The sequence below is a fragment of the Photobacterium swingsii genome, assembly GCF_024346715.1.
In the GTDB taxonomy this organism is placed as follows: Bacteria; Pseudomonadota; Gammaproteobacteria; order Enterobacterales; family Vibrionaceae; genus Photobacterium; species Photobacterium swingsii.
Map to the genome: position 1 here is coordinate 1,810,211 of NZ_AP024852.1, position 19,649 is coordinate 1,829,859.

A 19,649-nucleotide genomic window follows, 5' to 3' on the forward strand; every position below is an offset into this window, starting at 1 on the left:
CGTATAGCAATCTAGCTGTTCTTCGAATGGTTTCGTTATGAAACACAATAAGTCTGTTTTACTACAATCCTGCGTGACTACATCTCATTTCACGTTGAGCTTTTAAGCTGTTTTTTCTCTGGTCTTTTTCTCTGCTGCGGTGCTCGGTTCTTCTAGGCGAACTCGAACCTCGATCAAAGCTGCTTGATTGCTTTTTGCTAAATGCATCACAAAATTTCTCTATTTACTTGCTGGAAATACTGAGTTGGAAGAATACCAATATTCAATTTTGTTGTTAATTTGTTTTATTTCAAGTGGTTAAGTCTTACTGGTTTTAGACTGGTGAATTGTTCTAGCCAATTAATTATCGAAATAAATACAAATGTTATTCATTTTAGGGCTAGTGAATGAAAATGGCGTGTGGTTGATCACGAACCGCTAAGTTTTTATTTGTTTTGTTCCATTATGAAACGATTTGGTTGGCTGGTTCATTTCAAAATGAAACGGATATTTTTGCGTTGTCATGTAACTCATTGGCTCTAGGATGGAATCACCCCCCAGCGATAAAATACCTGCAAAGTCGCTGCGAAAGGAATCAATCAACAATCCCATTTAACAAGAGTGCTGAGCCATGAAAAAGTTAATTAACCGTGTTGAAGATGTCGTGAAAGAGCAAATGGAAGGTCTTGTACTTTCTCGTCCAGAGCTGCAAGTCAGTTATGAACCACGCTATATGTGGCATGAACCTAAGCAGCCACAAGTTGCTTTGGTCTCTGGTGGTGGGAGCGGTCACGAGCCTCTTCATGCGGGTTTCATTGGCGAAGGCATGTTAACGGGCGCTTGTCCTGGTGAGGTGTTTACTTCGCCAACCCCAGATCAAATGTACGAATGTGGTCAGAAAGTCGATAGTGGTGAAGGCGTACTGTTCGTAATTAAAAACTACACTGGTGACGTATTGAACTTTGAAACTGCGGTTGAGTTGTTACATGCCGATGGTGTGCGTGTTGGCGCCGTTCTAACGGATGATGATGTCGCAGTAAAAGACAGTTTGTACACTGCGGGCCGTCGTGGTGTTGCAGGTACTGTGCTGGTGGAAAAAATGGTGGGTGCGGCAGCCGCACAAGGTTACGATCTAGAAAAATGTGAAGTATTGGCGCGTCGAATTAATGATAACTGTCGTTCATTTGGTGTTGCTCTCAGTGCGTGTACCGTGCCTGCTGCGGGCAAGCCATCATTTGTGCTTGAAGAAAATGAAATTGAGTTTGGGGTCGGTATCCACGGTGAACCAGGTATTGAGCGCCGTGCTTATGAAGATGTGAATACCTTAGTCGATCAGATGTTTGCTGAAATTATGGATAACACGAGCTATAGCCGCACACTGCGAATTTGGAACCGTGAGAGTGGTGACTGGGATGAACTTGAAACCAAGATCAATGATTTCAATACCGATCAAGACTACATCGTATTAGTTAATGGCTTAGGTGCGACACCAGAGTCTGAGCTTTACGGTGTGTACCGTCGTTTAGCACAAAACTGTGAGCAGGCGGGGCTGCGTATCGCGCGTAATCTTGTTGGTAATTACTGTACTTCGCTGAATATGGAAGGGATTTCAATTACCTTACTGCAAGCTGATGAAGAGATGTTATCGCTTTATGATGCGCCAGTGAGCACAGCGGCGATGACCTGGGGTAAATGATCATGACTATGCAAATTGATAAACAACATATCATTACTTGGCTAAATCTGTGCGCAGACACTTATGCAGAGAATCAAGACTTTCTAACGGATTTAGACCGAGATATCGGTGATGCCGACCATGGCTTGAACATGAACCGTGGCTTTACGAAAGTACGCGAAACGCTACCGAAAGTGGCAGAGCAGAACATCGCGGCTATTTTGAAAAATACTGGTATGACGCTGCTATCAAGTATTGGCGGCGCGAGTGGCCCGCTATATGGCACGCTATTTATTCGTATGTCGGCTTCTGTGGGTGCCCGTGATTTATTGAGTTTTGAAGAGCTGGTAGACGATCTTAAAAGCGGTGTTGATGGTGTTGTCTCACGTGGTAAAGCAGAGCTAGGCGATAAGACAATGTGCGACGTTTGGTTGCCAGTATTACAGCACCTTAAAGCAGCACTAGAGCAAGGTGCTAGTGGTGATCACCTGCTGGATGAGATGGTCGACATTGCTGAGAAAAGTACTGTTTCAACCATTGAAATGCGGGCTAAAAAAGGGCGCGCAAGTTACTTAGGTGAGCGGAGTATTGGTCATCAAGATCCGGGGGCGACATCATCGTTGTTAATGATTAAAGCGTTGAAACAAGCCATAACAGGGTGCTAAACCATGGTGGGGATTGTTGTAGTATCGCACAGTACATTACTGGCGCAGGGCGTGGTCGAATTGGCCACGCAAATGACCCAAGGCAAGGCTAATATCGCGATTGCTGCAGGTGTTGATGACCCTGAAAACCCTATCGGTACTGATGCGATTGCAGTGATGGCTGCGATTGAACAGGTCTGTGATGACGATGGGGTTGTCGTGCTAATGGACTTAGGAAGCGCCTTACTTAGTACCGAAATGGCGCTTGAGTTGCTTGATCCTGAGTTGGTTGAAAAAGTCTCGCTGATTGCTGCGCCAATCGTTGAAGGCACGATGGCTGCATCAGTTGCAGCGGCGGCGGGTTTAACGCGTGAAGTCGTTATTGCTGAAGCAAGCAGTGCGCTTGATGTGAAAAAAGCGCACCTTGGTGAAACGGTGGATGGTCCACAAGATGCCCTAGGCAGGGATGACAAGGATAACTCAAACTTAACATTATTAACTGCACCACAGAACTCTGATGGTTTAACGCTCAGTGTCGAATGGCAGGTACAAAACCCGTATGGGCTTCATGCGCGTCCTGCCGCTACGATTGTGGGTACACTCGCCAGTTTTGATGCCGACTTAGCATTATTTAAGGGCGATCAACAAGCAAACGCCAAGAGCCTAAACAGCATCGCGAAATTGGGTGTACGTTGTGGCGAGGTGATCCGTTTGCAAGCAAATGGCGCAATGGCACAGCAAGCGGTTGATGCATTTACTCAGCTTGCGAATGATCATTTTGGTGAAGCTACGCAAGTGGGCAGTATGCTTGTTGGTGAGGGCACCTTCGGCGAACAGGGCGGAGATAGCCAAGAAGAAACATTAGTACTGAGTCCAGTAAATGTGGCTCCTGAAGGAGCGTTAGCGGGGATCAGTGTGAGCGATGGTGTTGCGATTGCGCCAGCTGCGATTTTCAGTGTCGCAATGCCTGCAGTGCCGATGCGTGAATTCGTAGGTGCATCCGCAGAAATGCTGACGTTGAAGAATGCTATCGCGCAGGTTCAACAAGATCTTACAAGCGAAGCCGTAGGGCCACATGGCGCGATTTTTGAAGCGCATGGATTAATGTTGGCGGATCCAGAGATCATCAGTGCTTTAGAGCAAATGGTCGCTAAAAATGTAACATCAGAGCGGGCATGGCTTACGGTGATGGAGGCGTTAGCAGCACAATATGCGGCCGCCGAAAGTCAGTATATGCGTGAACGTGAAGCGGATATTTGGGATATTACTCGCCGTGTAATGATTGTGCTAACGGGTGATAAAGGCTCAGCGTTAACATTGACTGACCCCGTCGTTTTATTCGCCCGTGATCTGATGCCATCAGATGTGGCAAGTTTAGATAAGTCTAAAGTCGTGGCTATCTGTTTGAGCGAAGGTGGAAAAACGTCTCATAGCGCTATTTTAGCGCGTGCCATGGGGATCCCCGCCTTGGTGAAAACCAAAGGCTGTTTAGAGCAAGTTCATGCAGGGGACACAGTGATACTAGATGGCTTCGCAGGGCACCTCTGGTTTGCACCTCCAACAGATATTGAACAGGCATTGGAATTAAAGCGTCAGCAGTGGCGAGATGATATTGAGAACAGTGCGGCCAATGCGCAAGCGCCAGCAATCACCAAAGCGGGTAGTGCTATTAGCGTGTTAGCCAATATCGGTGGGCCTAACGATGTTGAGCAAGCCTTGGCGTGTGGCGCAGAAGGTGTAGGACTATTTCGTACTGAGTTCTTATTCCAGCAAAGTGATGTGTTGCCGAGTGAAGAAGAACAGTATCAAGTCTATCGCGATATTGCAGCGGCCTTTGGTGATAAGCCAGTCACAATTCGCAGCTTAGATGTGGGAGGTGATAAACCGTTAACAGCGTATCCGATGCCTGAGGAAGATAATCCGTTCTTGGGACAACGCGGCGTACGTTTATGCTTGGCACACCCTGAGTTGTTTGCAACTCAACTGCGAGCAATATTACGAGCGCATGCTGAGCAGCCAAATATTCAGCTAATGATCCCAATGATCGCGACTGTGGATGAAGTGCAGCAAGTGAAAGCACTGCTAGTACAACAAAGCGCGCAACTTGGGCTTAACGATACAGGTTTAGCTGTTGGGATTATGATTGAAGTGCCAGCGGCAGTATTCAATGCTGAAGCTTTAGCTAAAGAAGTGGATTTCTTCTCGATTGGTACTAACGATCTGACTCAATATGTGATGGCTGCGGATCGTGGTAATAGTGCAATTGCAGAGTTGGTTGATTACTTCCAGCCAGCCGTGATCAGTGCTATTGCCCACACTTGTGATGTTGCGAACAAAGCCGGGATCAGTGTGAGTATGTGTGGTGAAATGGCTGGGGATACCAAGGCAACAGAAACGTTATTATCACTGGGTTTGAGTAAATTCAGCGCAAGTGCAGCATTGCTACCTGAATTAAAAGCGATGATACGTCGTAGTTAAGAGTTAGTTTTACAAATTGCCGCCACTAGCATGGCGGCTTTTTGGTACTTATCTATTGGTGATTGCTAATACCAATAACCAATTACTAGCAAATTAGCTAAGCTTTTCACTTAACCCGTATTTATCAATTTTGCGCCACAGTGTAGTTCGACCAATACCGAGTGCTTTGGCCATTTCAGACATCTTACCGTCATAGGTATCCCAAGCTTGAATAATAGCTTTCTTCTCCAAGGCTTCTAGGGTCAACACGGGGGCACTGTGCTGCGGGTGTCCATCTTGACTGTGCTTAATATGATCGGGAATATCTTTTAGTTGGATCCGATTGCTACTGCGGTTGAGCAGTAAGCGTTCCATACGGCTCTTTAGCTCAGGATCGTTCCCCGGCCACGCAAATGCGAGTAATACATCCAACGCCACCGGGTCAATCTGAATGTGTACTTGATGACGTTTTTCGTATTCAGCCAAAATACGCTCAATATGCAAGGCGACATCTTCTTTACGTTCGCGTAGCGGCGTCAGCATTAATTCATTGTTGGAAATCGCATAGTAGAGCTGACGCCCAAACGAGCCTTGTGCGACGTACGCACTAAGATCTGAAGAGGTGCTGGTAATAAGTTGGAAGTTTACAGGGATTAATCGTTGACTATCGCAGCGACTGATTAATCCCGTTTTCAGTAACTTCAGGAGCACGGATTGCAGATCTTGATTTAGGTATTCCACTTTTTCAAGTAACAAAGTGCCACCGTGTGCTAATTCGAACTTAGAGGGTAAACCGTTATCGGCATCAAACCCCAATATTTCTCGACTCATATTATCGCTGCTGAGTGTACGGCAGTTAACGGTAATAAAGGGACCTGCCTTAAATTCACATTCATTATGAATAGCCATTGCCAGTGACGATTTTCCCACGCCTTCCTCACCACAGAGTAAAATCGGGGATTTGGACTTTACCGCGCGTTTCGCCACGGTAATTAAGTGTTTCATTTGTTTAGATCGTGCAGGCAAGTTGGCAAAGGTGTACTTAGCACTGCCACCAATTTGTTGCTGGGCTAACTCACGAATTTTGTGAACGGGGTGAATGAAGAGTAGGGTTGATCCATCTTGTAACTGGCTGACAGATAAAATGGCTTCAATGAAGGTGTTGTTGACTTCGACAGTAGTTAGCTTGCGATAGGCACTTTCATGTTGTTCGAAACAGGCCGATATATTGGGTGCAAAACGAATAATATCAAAGATATTCTTGTCTATTACATCTAGCGCTCTGATCTGAAAAAGCGACTCTGCTTGCTGACTGACCATAGTGATGCGTTGGTTAGCATCCCAGGCTAATAGACCATCATCCATGCACGTGACAGTCGCATTGTGCATACTGACGAGTCGATTCATATTTTCTTGTTCATACAGAAGTTGCAGCTGTAGTGAGATCTCTTTTGCGCACGAGGTAACAATCACACTGTTTTCACGGCGATATTGGTTGGCGATTTTTACGAGTGCCATGGTGCCACGAAGTTTACCGAATGAATCAAAAATTGGTGCGGCGCAGGCACCGTAGGGATGCAGTGAACGATTGAAATGGTTAGCTGCAAATACTTCCGAGGGGAGGTGGGTGTCTATACATAAGCTAATAGCATTGGTGCCAATTTTCCCTTCAGAAAAAAAACAGCCTTGTACTATGCCTAAGGCTTCTAACTCATCGACCAAATGAGGGTGTCCGATTCGCTTTAACACACAGCCATTGTCGTCAGTAAGGAGTAATACAATAGGTTCATGAACTAGTAGATCAAAGGTGTCTTCAACAACCGTGGTCGCGCATTGGATAAGGTTCTCATTACGCTTTATCAGGGAGTTGAGGGTAGAACCAGACGCTACATGCGGTGGAGACCAATGTGTAGCGCTGCACTGTTTAACGCAGCGCTGCCATGAAGCAAAACATTGCGTTTGTGAAAATTCAGGTGAGACCCAATGGTGTTTATGGAAAAATTCCCAGCAATTTAGGCTGGAATCGATGCAATAAGCCGATGGCATGAAATGTATACCAGCAAAAAGTAATCAAACATTTTATCGTGACGATGAAATGGGTAACGTGACCATACTCCCATATGTATTTACGAGGCGAGTGACTTCTGAGATGAAATCCCCCCTTATTAGATAAGATGTCCCATTGCGATTGTTCAGCTTTTGGATGTTTCGGAGGGGGATTATACCAATGTTGAAATACGTGCTTTTCGTGAAGCAGTACTAGGAGCGGGTGCAAAACGCGTGTTTTTACCTGAATCAAAGTGTTTACTCTCGGCCTCAGAGATTAAAGATAAGAAATTTGTAGAGTTACAAAATAATGCATAATAATGAAAGTAATAGTGTGTATTATTTGGGGCTCGTGGTTGTATAGAGAATTTATGATGAAAATAGTGAAAGTTGATAGCAGTAATCAGCAGGTATATGCAAATTTGTACCAAGGTTATGCGGCAGAGTTTTCAAAAATTATTGGCGATAAGCCAGATGAAAATGGCTTGTTTGAAATTTATCCCAAAATTGAGAATCAGGTAACAGGGTACTTACTTTACATTGATGGTGTGCCTGCTGCATTAACAGCGATTGAAGATAAGTCATCTTCGGAATTTGAAATATGTGATTTTTACGTTGTGCCATACTTTCGCAAAAATAAAGTGGGTAAACAGTTTATTTCAACGCTTTTTGAGCGACTTGAAGGTTCTTGGGAAATCAAGCAAGTAGCTGGAGCTGATCACGCGGTGAAATTTTGGCGTGATGTCGTAAATGATTATACATCGGGGAACTATGAAGAAGACAAGTACCTTGATGACAAATGGGGCTTAGTAACTAGGCAGTGCTTTAATCATACTCAAAAGTAATGAGAGAATATAAAGAATCAAAATGGATAAAGTAATTGATAAGCTGGCTTGGTTATATATTCGTGATGGTAAGTTACTTACTGTAAGGTCAAAAGGTAAAACGCTATTCTATTTACCGGGTGGAAAGCGTGAACTGGGCGAAACTGATGAGCAAGCACTAATACGCGAAATCAAAGAAGAGATTTCTGTCGATTTAGTCTCAGATACCATTAAGTATGTTGACACCTTTACGGCGCAAGCCGATGGTAAAGATGATGGTGTGTTCGTTCAATTGACGTGTTATGTCGCGGAATATTCAGGAGAATTAAGCCCTGATGCCGAAATTGAAGAGCTGAAATTTGTGGATGGTGATGATTTCGCTATTTGTTCACTTGCAACTAAAGTGGCGATGGAATGGCTGGTGGCGAAGGCATGGATTGCTGAAGCAAGTGTTAACGAATAGTCTTTGGGTACTAAGGATGGGGAATGCAGAAGGATATTGAAACGCATAGGCTTGTATTACGAGCCTTTAAGCTCAGTGATAGTGAACGAGTTGCTAGGTTAGCCGGTGAAAAGGTCATTGCTGATATGACGGCTAATATTCCCCATCCTTATGAGCCAGCGATGGCGCGCCAGTGGATTCAAACACACCAAGATCAGTTTATGGAAGGTGGTGGGGTTGTATATGCCATTACGATGAAAGGCTGTGATGATATTATCGGGGCTGTTGGTTTTCCCAAGCTGGACAATGGATTGGGGGAGTTAGGTTATTGGTTGGGTGTGCCGTATTGGGGGCAGGGCATTGCGTTTGAAGCTGCGAAGGCCTTAGTCGAGTTTTACAAAGATCACCACGGGCTGATAGAGCTACATGTCATACACTTAGCTGAAAATCAACGTTCAAAATCAGTTATTCGCAAGCTGGGCGTTGACCATGCGGAAAATATGATACGGCATATTCACGGACAGGATCGTGAGATTTGCGTTTATAAATCAGTTCTCTAGCCTATTTTGTTATGACTTTAGATTGATAATTGTGATCGAAATATTGAGCCTCACGTTTACTACTGTATCTGCTTAGGAATAGCACGAGACAATAGATAATGAGGTCGTATGAACATTTTTATTTTGGACCAAGATATTAAGCAATGTGCTCAGTACCATTGCGATCAGCATGTTGTGAAAATGATTTTAGAAAGTGTGCAGATACTTTGTACCGCACTCAATAAAAAAGGATTTGTTACCCCTTACAAGTCAACTCATGTTAAACATCCTTGTGTGCTATGGGTTGAAGCCTCTTATGATAACTTTATTTGGTTACGGGATTTAGCGATAGAGCTGAATAAAGAGTACAAATACCGTTATGGTAAAGACACAGACCATAAATCTATTGCTGTTTTACCACAGATCGTTGATCTCGTTTTTCCTTCAATAGGACTAACGCCGTTTCCACAAGCCATGCCTGATATCTATAAAGTGGATGACGATCCGATTTTAGCGTATCGCCAATTTTATATGGGTGATAAAGCAAAATTTGCCAAATGGACGAAACGAAATCCTCCACCATGGTTCACTGCAAAGTAGATATTCTCTTCTAATTGCCAGAAAAGTACTGCTGAGTGAGCTCTTCCATAAAATGTAATATGGCTTTTAAACGTGGAGACTGGCTTGTTTTACTGGCGTATACCGCATAGATTTTAACATCAGGTGTCACTTTTATATTTTGGGCTATTTGCACTAGCTTCCCTTGTTCGCACAGTGGTCGGCAATAAATTTCGGGGAGTAATGTTACGCCGTAACCATTGGCGATCATGTCGCGAATGAGTAATACATCTTCAAGCTGATTGGCCTTGTGAAAGGCGATTGGGCGCTGAATGTTATCTTCTTCCGTCATGTATAGCGTCGCTGGGAAATTCTCTTGTACATGATAGAAGGCGACATGCTCTTGCAGCATCTCACTATTCGGGTTTTGTAACGCTGGATTTTTTGCTAAATATTCAGGGGTGCAAAACCAGAGTAATTTTAATTGTGCTAAGGGCTTAGCGTAAAATCCTGAAGGTTTTAAATCCCCTAATTGAATGGCGAGATCTAACTTTTCTTCTAATAGATTGGGACGGTGAGACACAATCCGCATCCGTAATTGGATGTCGGGGTAACGCTGGGTAAACAGGTGTAATTTGGGTGCGAATACTTCGCGCGATAAAGCGAATGTGGTGGCGATGTTGATTTCACCAACCAGTGATTGTGATGCGACTTCGTTACCAACTCGATCGATATTATCAAGTAATGGGGTTAGCTGGTTGTAAAGTTGCTCGCCATCTGAGGTGAGCTTTAAAAAACGACTATTGCGTTCTAGTAAACGGATATCTAACACACCTTCTAATCGTGCTAATGATCGACTCACACTTGATTTTTGTATGCCTAATTTTATGGCGGCTTTAGAGATACTGCCTGTTTCGGCAATCGCAATAAAAATAGGGAGATCATTTAGGTTCCAGTTCACACGATTACTCTTATATTTCAGGCAAATCCATTTAATAACATAAATACACCTATTACCAAAACAACACAGCGTTGCAATTTTTGAGCTAGTTGGCCTAAGCCAAAGCCATTAACCTTTTTGTCAGTTATCTCCCTTAGGAATATTTGATGATAAATAACGAAATAAAAAGGCTGACAAAACTGTGCTTGTTACTGGGTAGTAGTCTATTGGTGATGGCAAATGCGGCGATTGTACCGTCATTGGCTGAATTAAATCATGTGTTTAATGACCCATTTGGTGTGTCGTTAATGATGACCTTGCCTGCGTTTGCAGTGGTTGTTTTCGCCCCTTTTGTGGCTAGCATTATTAACGCGCTGGGTGAGAAAAACACAATCTTACTAGGTTTTGGTTTATCGGGCTTGGCGGGAAGCAGCGGGTTATGGATAGATTCACTGAATATGCTCTTAGTTGGCCGTTTTATGTTGGGCATGAGCATTGCTATTTGCATGACAGTGATAAATGACTTGATTGCGAGCTACTTTGATGGAGAAGCGCGAATTCGGTTTATTTCCCATCAAGCGATTGCGGTCAATATTGGTGGCATTATGTTTGTTGTTGCGAGTGGTTGGTTAACGACAATTCACTGGCGCTTACCTTTTGCTATTTACCTTGTGGCTATTATCGCACTAGTGCTGTCTTTGAAGGGGATTGTGCCAGTTAACAAAGTTAAGCATTCAGGGCTTAAACGGATCCATTTACACGATTATAAGGCTGTTTTTCCTTTTTATTTGCTCGGGCTGTTTGGCATGCTGTCGTATTACCTGATTATGATTGATCTGCCGTTTACGTTGAAAAACAGCCTAGGTTTTAACAGTGCCCAGACGGGTATGCTGTTAGGGGGAATGAGCCTTATTTCTGCGACTGTTGCCTATTTGTTTAAGTTTGTATTGGCAAAAGTAGGAGAGCAACGCACATTAGCCATGTGCTTTTATTGTTTTATGGTTGCGTTCTGCGCGCTAACTTTGGTTGATCTCAGTTGGGGAGCTTATGTTGCTGTTGCAAGCACAGGAATCGCATTTGGTTTATTACTGCCGATTCTGACGCATTTAGTGATCATGTACAGCGTTGAAAAACGTCGAACCGCTATGCTGAGTGGTTTCGTGATGTTTTATTTTATAGGACAGGCGTTAAGTGCCTTGGTCCGCGATGCCAGTTCAGCCTTGTCGCCAGGCACTCTGTACATTGGGTTTGCGGTTGTATGCGCTATCATTGCAACCTTGCATATTGGTGTTCTTGATAGCATGGTTCGCCGTAAGCGAGATGCACTGAAAGCTAGAGAGGTCGAGGCATGAGTTATTGTGTGGTTGATGCTGAGTCATTACCTTCTTATCTCACAAGCACGGGGTCGTTAACTCGGGCATTCAAAACGGTGTGTTGTGGTTTTCATATTGAGCAGAAATGTTTGAGACGGAATGCGCCATTTTATACTAGAGAGTGCTTATTGCTCGATAACGGACGGCCTTTGGTGTGGGCACGATCTTTTCTCTTTTCGACTCATAACGAAACGATAGCGACCTTTTGCCAATTGGGTAATCAATCACTGGGTGAACAATTGTTGTTTGCCTCTGAAAGGAGGACGACGAAAGAAGCCATTAAGGGTATGAAACCAATTAAAGGAACACTAGTGCGCAGCCCTTATAGTTTCTTTGAAGTTGATGGGGCAGATCCTGAACTACAAGTGGCCATGGACGGTGGGTTAAGTCCTACGGTTAATTATGGGCGTAGTTCGCAATTCACATGGTCGCACCATGATTCAGTTTTATTTCTGTCAGAAGTGTTCTCGCCCTATGCTGAGGCGGTATTAAGCTAAGTTACGCTATGGCCTTTAATGAATTAGAGTCAGTCTGATGTATTATTGACTGACTCTTGTTTGTTGATGTTGCTCAGTCAAAGGGAATGACTCGCTATTTAGTTATTTTCGCTGGCATCTTGTTGCTTGATTACCTTATGGCCATCTTCAGAGATACCTTGCTTCCAATAGCTGCTGATATAAATGTTCTCACGCGCGACATCTTTATCGTTACGGAAGTAATGGCGTAAAGCACGCATGGAGTCAAAATCGCACGCTGTCCATACCGAGGCTGTACCTTCTAACCAAGTCAGCGATTTTACTTTCTCTGCTAGCGACTCTTCACCTGTTAGCCAAATAACGTGAAAGTGCGCAGGTGCATCAATAGCTTGGATGTCGTCGTGATCAATGACTTTGATCACCGCGTAACCTTTTGCATCTTTTGGGAGCTTTTGAATTTTGGCAGAAAGTGCGGGTAGAGCTGTCATGTCCGCCGTCATAAAGAACCAATCAGCAGCTAGGTTCATGCCGTTGATGATACCTGGGCCCGCAATATTAATACTGTCACCAACCTGTGCATTCATGGCCCAACGAGCAGCAAAACCGCATTGTAAGTCTGTTGTGATATGGCGAACAAAATCCACTTCTATGGTGCAATCAGTCGCCGAAAAACGTCGAATGGTGTAGGTACGCATAATTGGGCGATCACCCTCAACGACTGTGCTTAAATCTGTTTTACCTTGGTTATTAAAGAGCAACTTGATATAGCCACCTTCGCAATCATCTGGAAAATCAGCCAGTGAGTCACTGTGTAAGACAAGACGTTGCATGTTAGGAGTGATTTGCTGGGTGTTAATAACAGTTAGTAATTTAGGTGACGGCTTTTTCATGACTTAGCTACTCAATAATCATTCTCTTTTGCATTTAGACTAGCAGCACTCTTCTCTAATGAATAGTGGTTTTAACTAAATTTACACGCTTGGTGTACTTAAAGTTTCTTTGCACTTTATATGTCTTTATTATCATGGTTTTACCCGTTACAAAGCTGTTGTTACAGAAGGCAGAGTGGCGTCTGAACGTGTGCTTGTTAAATGCAGTTTTAATCTTGATAATGTGACACCTGAGGCTTATGAGATCGACGGTAAGCTATATGCTGATCACAATTATGTCCTATAGGGACTACAAGCCTGAATATTCGAGGGTGACAGTGTTACGACTTCTCACGCAGGGGCAAGTATAGGGGCGAAATAGGGATATGAAATTTAGCTTTAATTTTGAGGATGCGAGCCAAATTTTTGTTGGCGCGTTTGCGCTAGCGGTACCTATATCTTTTTCTGAAGAAGCGTGGCGATTAGGTGAAACATTACCAAGCCATAATTTACTACTGCTCGTGCTGTTATCTGTTACTTTCCTGACCTTATATACCTATGAAAGCGTGTTTCAGCGGAAGGTAAGCCAGAGAAAGAGAGTGTTTATCTTTCGTATTATCGTTGCTTATTTGATGGCGGCTTTCGTTGTTGCTTTAGTCTTGTTTTGTTTAGACAAATTACCGTTAATGAGTGACCCTCTGGTGGCACTGAAGCGCATTATCGTGATCACTATGCCAGCTTCGATGGGAGCGATCGTCGTGGATAGCTTCGATAAGGAATAATGCCTTTTGCCTGTTTATGCTATGCGGAATATCGCAGGTCTTACACTGATGTTAAGTCTGTAGGAATTTATTCGAAATTTAACAAGGAAAGTGATTTGTACACACTGTTTTACTACCCGAATAATGCCAGCTTGGCTCCCCATTTTTTATTGCATCATATGGGGCTTAGTTACGATCTCGTCTTGGTAGATAAGAAATCCAACGCTCAAAAATCACCTGCGTATCTAACACTGAATCCAGCGGGGCGTATTCCAACATTAATTGATCACTCGCTTGAAGGACCTGTCGGGCTCGGTGCTGATTTGAAAAGTGGTTTGGCGATTTTTGAAAGTCCCGCTATTTGTATTCATCTGTGCGAGCAACACCCAGAGCATGGGTTAATACCAGCATTAGGTAGTAAAGAACGTCCATTGTTTTTCCAATGGCTCACGTATTTGAATAACACGTTACAAGCTGAGCTTATGGTGCGTTATTACCCTCATCGCCATACGGATGATGAGAGTACCATTCCTAATATCGTGGCGGCACAGAATGAACGAATTGCTGATGCCTTATCTGTGATTAATGCCCAGCTTGAAAGTAATTGTCGTGAGAATAAAGCGTATCTATTGGGTGACACTGTCACTGCATGTGACTTCTTTTTGTTCATGTTGGTGGAATGGTCGTTACCGATTACGCCATCGCCATTACATTTTGACTGTTTAGCCGCATACCTAAAACGTTTGGCTGCTCATCCAACAGTTGTTGCGGTATGTGAAATCGAACAGATAGATCTCACACCGTTTAAGCCTTGTTAGCATGATAATAAATGTTGTAACAGTGATAGGAAGCCTATGGAAGTTTCACTGATTCAAACTGATGTTTTCTATAAAGATAAAGCTAAAAACCTCGAGTGGGTGGCTGAGGTGTTGGCGAGTTGTGAGCGTGTTGGTGATATTGTTGTTCTCCCTGAACTTTTTTCAACAGGTTATATATTTGAATCACCATTAGATATTCAAGCTTTGTGCGAAAGATATGATACGAGTCCAACCATTTCAGCGTTAAGTCGTTTAGCTGCAAAATACAGTACAACCATAGTGGCTGGCGTTGCCGAAGAACATAAAGGGCAGTTTTTCAATAGTGTTGCTGTGATTGATGGCAAAGGTTTGATTGGTAAATACCGAAAGGTGACGCAAACGAATATTGATAAGCAGTACTTCTCACGTGGGGATACGCTTTTTACATTCGAACACCAAGGTGTGACTTTTGGTATCGCCGTTTGTTTTGATCTTTGGTTCCCTGAACTTATTCGTGAATACAGTAAGTTGGGAGTTGAAGTGCTGTTACATCCAGCTAACTTCGGTGGTGAGCAAAGTCTACATATTTCGAAAGCGAGAGCAATTGAAAGCAGTTTGTATATCGTGACATGTAATCGAATCGGTTGCGATGTAACTACGGATATCGTTGGTGAATATTGTGGCAAAAGCCAGATCTGTGCGCCCAGCGGTGAGCTGTTAGTTCAATTTGGTAGTGAGGCAGAGATAAAAACCGTGAAAATAGCAGTGGATCCAAGTGCAAGAAAGAAAGTGATTGGTGTGGATTTAATCGCAGAAATGAGTGCGGTTAGTCATCAGTTAGCATTGTCTAAGTAAGATAACGTTAATAGATTCAAGAGGATATTGGAGTGAGTGAAGAATACAGCAGCGAAGTCTCTGCACATTACGCTGCTTATCGTCCACCGTTACACCAAATAATATTGAATGAAATGGTAGTAACGGGTGATGTGTTTAACATTGGGCTAGATATTGGCTGCGGCACAGGGGTTTCGACCCAAGCACTATCTCAATATTGTCACCATGTTCATGGTGTTGAGCCAAGCGCTGCAATGATAGCGCAAGCAAGAACAACCGAAACTATTTCTTATCATCTTGGCTGTGGTGAAAACCTTCCTATTAAAGATAAGTCGATCGATGTGGTTTCCTTTGCTGGGTCTTTATCTTATGCCAAGTCAGATGCTTTACTCTGTGAATTAGCAAGAGTGTGTAAATCCAAGGCAACAGTACTTGTGTATGACTTTGAGGTACAACTAGGGGATGTATTAACCTGGTTAGGTGTTAAAACATACTCAAGCAATACCAATTATGACCACACGGTGAATTTTAGTGATTGTTCTGCTTTTCATGAAGAACAGGTAACAGCAGATACGATTAACTTAAGGTTAACCTCTGCGCAATTAGCGCATGTCTTGTTTTCTTCAATCCGGCGCTATGCGCTATTAGTCGAACATTTTGGGGAGCAAAGTACCTTTGATTTTGTGCGTGAGAAACTCAATGCAGCAGGAGATACGCATACAGTAAGCATTAATATTTATTACTCAAAGTATAAAGTGCGAGCTTAAATGCGGCATTCTGGCTCAGTGATGATGGTTGATATTTAACCGAATGTTCATAATAACTTAATCTAAGATAATAAGTTAAAAGGTAGGAAATGAAGAGGTTAATAACAGCCGCTTTGTTGATGATTTGCAGCGGTGTTCTGGCAAATGAATCGAAATTTTTAGTGGATGCACAAAATGATTTTACATATAAGGGGAAGGTGATAAACCCCAAGTGTGTTCAATTATTACAGCCAAGTCTTAGTGAAAACACGGCTATTATTACAAGGTCTATCGTTATAGATACCTGTCAAAACAGCAACTTAGCATTTGAAGGGCTGAATTATAGTGTTAACTCAAACGGGGGCGTTGAATACATCGAAGATAACAATGACCCTCATACTCGCTTTTCATACCAAGTTTTAGGCAAGTTCAGTACGAATGTGTACGCGCTATATCATTTGGGTACTGTGGGTATTTACCGTTATGAAAAAGAGAGTGTTTTGTTCGATTTCAGCACTAATGAGCGTCAGCCAGTGCAAGTATTAACTAAGCTTAGCGAGAGCTTCATGCCATGCTTTAAAGTGGGGCATATCGCTGGTGGCTATTTAAAAATCACGAAGTCAAAATGGGACTCGAATGCACCGAAGACTAGTCAATGCTTAGATTCAGATGAGGTGCTGAGCTTTAATCTTAGTGATGTTTTAAATAAGCCCAGCGAGTCATCAAACTAAACATATCTATAACAGGAAACACAGATATAAAATTAGATATAAAAAAGGCGACATGTTTATGTCGCCTGAGGTTTGTATTATTGGAAGTCTTTTAGTGTTGGCTTATTGGCCATTAAGTGGTTGTAGCTAGATAATGCGCGATCTGCTTCGATCGCTTGCATGTAAAGTTGTCCTTCACATGCTTCTGTACCGTATCGTGTCATGTCTTCCGCTTGCTGTTTAACTCGTTTGCTATAGCGTTGGTATTCTGTTGGGCCAAGTGCCCCCATTGCCTTTAGTGCGAAGTTTTGTGGTACTTTATCAGAAGCTCGTCTTACGACATGGCGAGTATTTGTGTCCACTCTTGCGTATTTACAGGCTTGTCCCCACTCATAGAAGCTAATGACAGGGTAAACATGTTTAGCAAGGCTTTTTACCCATACACCTTCTTTTTCTTTTAGTTTTTGCTCAGGAGAGAGGGAGGCCCAACGCGCTTTTTCTGCTTGAATAGCTTCCTGGCGTTTTTGTTCTGCTTCTGCTTGAGCAATTGCTCGCTCTTGTGCTCTACGTTTATTTTCTGCTGCTCTAAGTGCTTTCTCTTTGGCTTCTTTTTCGGCAGCAAGCGCTTTTTGGTGTTTATTTTTTTCTTCGTTAGCTTTCCATTTCGCAAGATCTTTTTGGTACCTTGCACTGTAATTACGTTGTTTCTCTTCAACAAAACTGTCTAACTTTACATTTTCTTTGTTTGCAATATCAGCCCAGTAGAGGAGTGAACAGGCTTGATATGTGCCGCCAACATTTTTGACAGCCTTCTTATCAAGCATTGGTTTGCCAGTAAAGATATTAGAGCGGAACAGTTCGAGTTGCTTTACTTGATTGAAAAAATCAAGGTTGTGATTTTTGTATTGGGTGAGGGGAGCAGTAAAGTCTCTCTTATACTTCTTATTAAATGTTTTGTAAGTGAAATTAGATTCTATATCGCTTACAAGAATTGGTCCCTTTACTGATTGGTAACCATAACCATTGCTGTTGGAGAAAGAGAGGTTGTTTCGGTTAACCACATGCTCAACACTGAAATTGTCTCGCTCACATTTCTTTTGTAGACCTGAGTTAGCAAAGTCAAATTGTCCAAACGACATAGTGAATTTATCTTCTTTCTCTCCTGATGTTGTTTGACAACCTGAGAGAAAAGCAAGTGTTGCGATTGCAAGTAAAGCTTTATGCATGTGGCATCCTATATTCCTGATATTTACAGTATTCCATATTGTAAGTGTGAAATTGAAGAATGCCAATAAAATCTTTATGAAACACCTTTTCATTGCTCTTGTGCTGGGTGATTGGGTATGTGGATTATTTATAGTTTGCAGTTAATTGATAGTTGCAGGTGATATTTCGACTCATATCAATATTGCAACTCGGATGAAACCAGCTTTTTAAAAGTGTTTATGACACAATTATCAAGCCAGCTATGGCGGAAATCGTCGATGCTAATCTTAAGTAAGTCATTGTTATTAAATTGCCAAAGTGATGTGCTAGTCGTCAGAGCGATAGTCAAGATTCGTAGCAAAGCCATGTCAAGGGAGTATTTATGTTGGCTGATAAATTGCAATGTGTATTAATGGGCAACTGCAAAATTCTCGGTTTAGCTTTACTCATTCTCTTAATGCCTAGTCTGGCTTTTTCTGCAGCAACGTTCGATAAAGATAAAATGGATCGATATTTGGAGTCGCTTGCTGTGCACAATAAGGCAACCTTGAGTGTCGTCTTGGCTGAAAAAGGAGAGGTAATTTACAGTAAGCAAACGCTGCTACCCAATGAGTTTGCAAAGTTTACGGATGATGAAAAGTTATATAAAGCGGGTTCTATTACTAAAACCTTCACCGCTGTTTTAGTTTTTCAGCAGATTGAACAAGGTAAGTTGACGTTAGCGACACCTCTTTCTGACTTTTACCCTCAGATTCCGAATGCTTCTAAAATAACCATAGGGCAGATGCTCTCGCATCGAAGTGGTATTTTCAACTATACAAATGATCCCGCTTTTAATGATTACTTTACTCAGTACCAAGTTAAAAAAAAGATGCTGGAAAAAATAGCGTCATTCTCACCAACATTTGATCCTGATTCAAGCTATGAATACTCTAATTCAAACTATGTACTGTTGGGCTATATTTTAGAGGATGTGACTGGTAAATCTTATACTCAACTAGTGCAAGAGCATATTATCAATAAACTGGGTTTAACACAGACTGTGTATTGTGCAGAAAAGAGAGGGTGTGGGAAAGAACAACAGTCTTTTTATTTCTACGATAGCGACTGGCATTTAGCCACTCAGTGGTCAATGAGTGTTGCCAATAGTGCAGGTGCAGTATTGTCGACGCCTTATGATTTAACACGGTTTATGCGTGCTCTATTCAAAGGTGAATTAGTTTCTAACCACTCTCTTGCTCTAATGAAAGGGATAACGAATACCACGAGTAAAGGCCTTTTTAAATTGCCATTCTATAACAGGTACAGTTATGGGCACCGAGGGTTAATAGAAGGCTTTCAGTCTGATATGAGCTATTTCGAAAGTGATGACTTCGCTTTTTCGATTAACATCGATGCGTTGAATTATAACTTCAACGATATCACCGTCGCTATTTTGAATATCTACTACAATAGACCTTTTGAGTTGCCTGATTTTGATCGAAAGCCTATTACGTTAGATACGAATCAACTCAAAAAATATCAAGGTAACTTTTCAGCGCCTAACTCCAATTTGGATATTAAGGTTTTTGTGCAAGGTCAGTCATTGATGGTGCAAGCTACGGGGCAGGAGCCCTTAGCTGTTGAGTCTTTTAGTTTACATGAATTTGAATACAAGCCAGCAGGTATTTTGTGCAAGTTTGCTAAAACAGTTGATGGGGGTGTTAATTACACCAAGTTCACTTTATATCAAGGCAACTGGATACTAAATTATCAGAAAAGGCAATAAGGCTA

At 42.6% G+C, this 19,649-nt stretch carries 19 protein-coding genes; 15 read left to right on the forward strand and 4 right to left on the reverse strand.

What is annotated here, in order from left to right:
• The first annotated feature begins 610 nt into the window (after nucleotides 1-610).
• From dhaK to ptsP, 3 genes are read left to right on the forward strand one after another with little or no spacing between them, the layout of a single operon-like run.
• Complete coding sequence (dhaK, locus tag OCU77_RS08540; protein WP_107302853.1) at nucleotides 611-1,675, forward strand: dihydroxyacetone kinase subunit DhaK; 1,065 nt, start codon at nucleotides 611-613, stop codon at nucleotides 1,673-1,675.
• Between the two features lie 2 nt (nucleotides 1,676-1,677).
• The gene (gene dhaL / locus OCU77_RS08545; RefSeq protein ID WP_244915179.1) at nucleotides 1,678-2,319 is read left to right on the forward strand and encodes a dihydroxyacetone kinase subunit DhaL; all 642 of its coding nucleotides are present in this window, start codon (nucleotides 1,678-1,680) and stop codon (nucleotides 2,317-2,319) included.
• Nucleotides 2,320-2,322: 3 nt separating this feature from the next.
• The gene (gene ptsP, locus OCU77_RS08550; protein WP_107302854.1) at nucleotides 2,323-4,776 is read left to right on the forward strand and encodes a phosphoenolpyruvate--protein phosphotransferase; all 2,454 of its coding nucleotides are present in this window, start codon (nucleotides 2,323-2,325) and stop codon (nucleotides 4,774-4,776) included.
• A gap of 93 nt (nucleotides 4,777-4,869) precedes the next feature.
• Here ptsP and dhaR read toward each other — a convergent pair whose 3' ends face one another.
• On the reverse strand, nucleotides 4,870-6,801 hold the full coding sequence (dhaR, locus tag OCU77_RS08555; protein ID WP_048898295.1) for a dihydroxyacetone kinase operon transcriptional regulator DhaR: 1,932 nt from the start codon (nucleotides 6,799-6,801) through the stop codon (nucleotides 4,870-4,872).
• A gap of 374 nt (nucleotides 6,802-7,175) precedes the next feature.
• Here dhaR and OCU77_RS08560 point away from each other — a divergent pair, with 374 nt between their 5' ends.
• The 4 genes from OCU77_RS08560 to OCU77_RS08575 all read left to right on the forward strand — a co-directional run bounded on the left by OCU77_RS08560 (nucleotide 7,176) and on the right by OCU77_RS08575 (nucleotide 9,206).
• The gene (locus OCU77_RS08560) at nucleotides 7,176-7,646 is read left to right on the forward strand and encodes a GNAT family N-acetyltransferase (RefSeq protein WP_048898469.1); all 471 of its coding nucleotides are present in this window, start codon (nucleotides 7,176-7,178) and stop codon (nucleotides 7,644-7,646) included.
• 22 nt (nucleotides 7,647-7,668) lie between these two features.
• Nucleotides 7,669-8,088, forward strand: a complete 420-nt coding sequence (locus OCU77_RS08565; RefSeq protein ID WP_107302855.1) for an NUDIX hydrolase — start codon at nucleotides 7,669-7,671, stop codon at nucleotides 8,086-8,088.
• A gap of 23 nt (nucleotides 8,089-8,111) precedes the next feature.
• Entirely contained in the window at nucleotides 8,112-8,627 is a 516-nt protein-coding gene (locus OCU77_RS08570) for a GNAT family N-acetyltransferase (RefSeq protein ID WP_048898296.1), read from the forward strand.
• A 108-nt stretch (nucleotides 8,628-8,735) separates the two neighbouring features.
• A complete protein-coding gene (locus tag OCU77_RS08575) occupies nucleotides 8,736-9,206 on the forward strand; it encodes a pyrimidine dimer DNA glycosylase/endonuclease V (RefSeq protein ID WP_048898297.1) in 471 nt (156 codons plus the stop codon).
• 10 nt (nucleotides 9,207-9,216) lie between these two features.
• Here OCU77_RS08575 and OCU77_RS08580 read toward each other — a convergent pair whose 3' ends face one another.
• Nucleotides 9,217-10,125: a LysR family transcriptional regulator gene (locus OCU77_RS08580; RefSeq protein ID WP_048898298.1), complete on the reverse strand. Its 909-nt coding sequence runs from the start codon at nucleotides 10,123-10,125 to the stop codon at nucleotides 9,217-9,219.
• Between the two features lie 146 nt (nucleotides 10,126-10,271).
• On the opposite strand from OCU77_RS08580, the gene OCU77_RS08585 reads away from it, so the two are divergent.
• Nucleotides 10,272-11,456, forward strand: coding sequence for an MFS transporter (locus OCU77_RS08585; protein WP_107302856.1), 1,185 nt, complete (start codon nucleotides 10,272-10,274; stop codon nucleotides 11,454-11,456).
• On the forward strand, nucleotides 11,453-11,974 hold the full coding sequence (locus tag OCU77_RS08590; protein ID WP_107302857.1) for a chorismate--pyruvate lyase family protein: 522 nt from the start codon (nucleotides 11,453-11,455) through the stop codon (nucleotides 11,972-11,974). Before OCU77_RS08585 ends, OCU77_RS08590 begins: the two co-directional genes overlap by 4 nt.
• 98 nt (nucleotides 11,975-12,072) lie before the next feature.
• Here OCU77_RS08590 and OCU77_RS08595 read toward each other — a convergent pair whose 3' ends face one another.
• Nucleotides 12,073-12,843, reverse strand: a complete 771-nt coding sequence (locus OCU77_RS08595) for a siderophore-interacting protein (protein ID WP_048898300.1) — start codon at nucleotides 12,841-12,843, stop codon at nucleotides 12,073-12,075.
• 365 nt (nucleotides 12,844-13,208) lie between these two features.
• On the opposite strand from OCU77_RS08595, the gene OCU77_RS08605 reads away from it, so the two are divergent.
• The 5 genes from OCU77_RS08605 to OCU77_RS08625 all read left to right on the forward strand — a co-directional run bounded on the left by OCU77_RS08605 (nucleotide 13,209) and on the right by OCU77_RS08625 (nucleotide 16,691).
• Nucleotides 13,209-13,604 carry a DUF2391 family protein gene (locus tag OCU77_RS08605; protein ID WP_048898301.1) on the forward strand — a complete coding sequence of 132 codons (396 nt, stop codon included), beginning with the start codon at nucleotides 13,209-13,211 and terminating at the stop codon, nucleotides 13,602-13,604.
• 95 nt (nucleotides 13,605-13,699) lie between these two features.
• Nucleotides 13,700-14,401 (forward strand): glutathione S-transferase family protein, encoded by a 702-nt coding sequence (locus tag OCU77_RS08610; RefSeq protein ID WP_048898471.1) that lies wholly within the window; start codon nucleotides 13,700-13,702, stop codon nucleotides 14,399-14,401.
• A 36-nt stretch (nucleotides 14,402-14,437) separates the two neighbouring features.
• Nucleotides 14,438-15,235, forward strand: a complete 798-nt coding sequence (locus tag OCU77_RS08615) for a carbon-nitrogen hydrolase family protein (RefSeq protein WP_048898302.1) — start codon at nucleotides 14,438-14,440, stop codon at nucleotides 15,233-15,235.
• A 32-nt stretch (nucleotides 15,236-15,267) separates the two neighbouring features.
• Nucleotides 15,268-15,981, forward strand: coding sequence for a class I SAM-dependent methyltransferase (locus tag OCU77_RS08620; RefSeq protein ID WP_048898303.1), 714 nt, complete (start codon nucleotides 15,268-15,270; stop codon nucleotides 15,979-15,981).
• 89 nt (nucleotides 15,982-16,070) lie between these two features.
• Nucleotides 16,071-16,691: a hypothetical protein gene (locus OCU77_RS08625; protein WP_144414898.1), complete on the forward strand. Its 621-nt coding sequence runs from the start codon at nucleotides 16,071-16,073 to the stop codon at nucleotides 16,689-16,691.
• A 77-nt stretch (nucleotides 16,692-16,768) separates the two neighbouring features.
• Here the strand turns inward: OCU77_RS08625 and OCU77_RS08630 are convergent, their stop codons facing one another.
• A complete protein-coding gene (locus tag OCU77_RS08630) occupies nucleotides 16,769-17,896 on the reverse strand; it encodes a hypothetical protein (protein ID WP_048898305.1) in 1,128 nt (375 codons plus the stop codon).
• Between the two features lie 362 nt (nucleotides 17,897-18,258).
• On the opposite strand from OCU77_RS08630, the gene OCU77_RS08635 reads away from it, so the two are divergent.
• Nucleotides 18,259-19,644 carry a serine hydrolase domain-containing protein gene (locus OCU77_RS08635; protein WP_048898306.1) on the forward strand — a complete coding sequence of 462 codons (1,386 nt, stop codon included), beginning with the start codon at nucleotides 18,259-18,261 and terminating at the stop codon, nucleotides 19,642-19,644.
• Nucleotides 19,645-19,649: the final 5 nt, after the last annotated feature.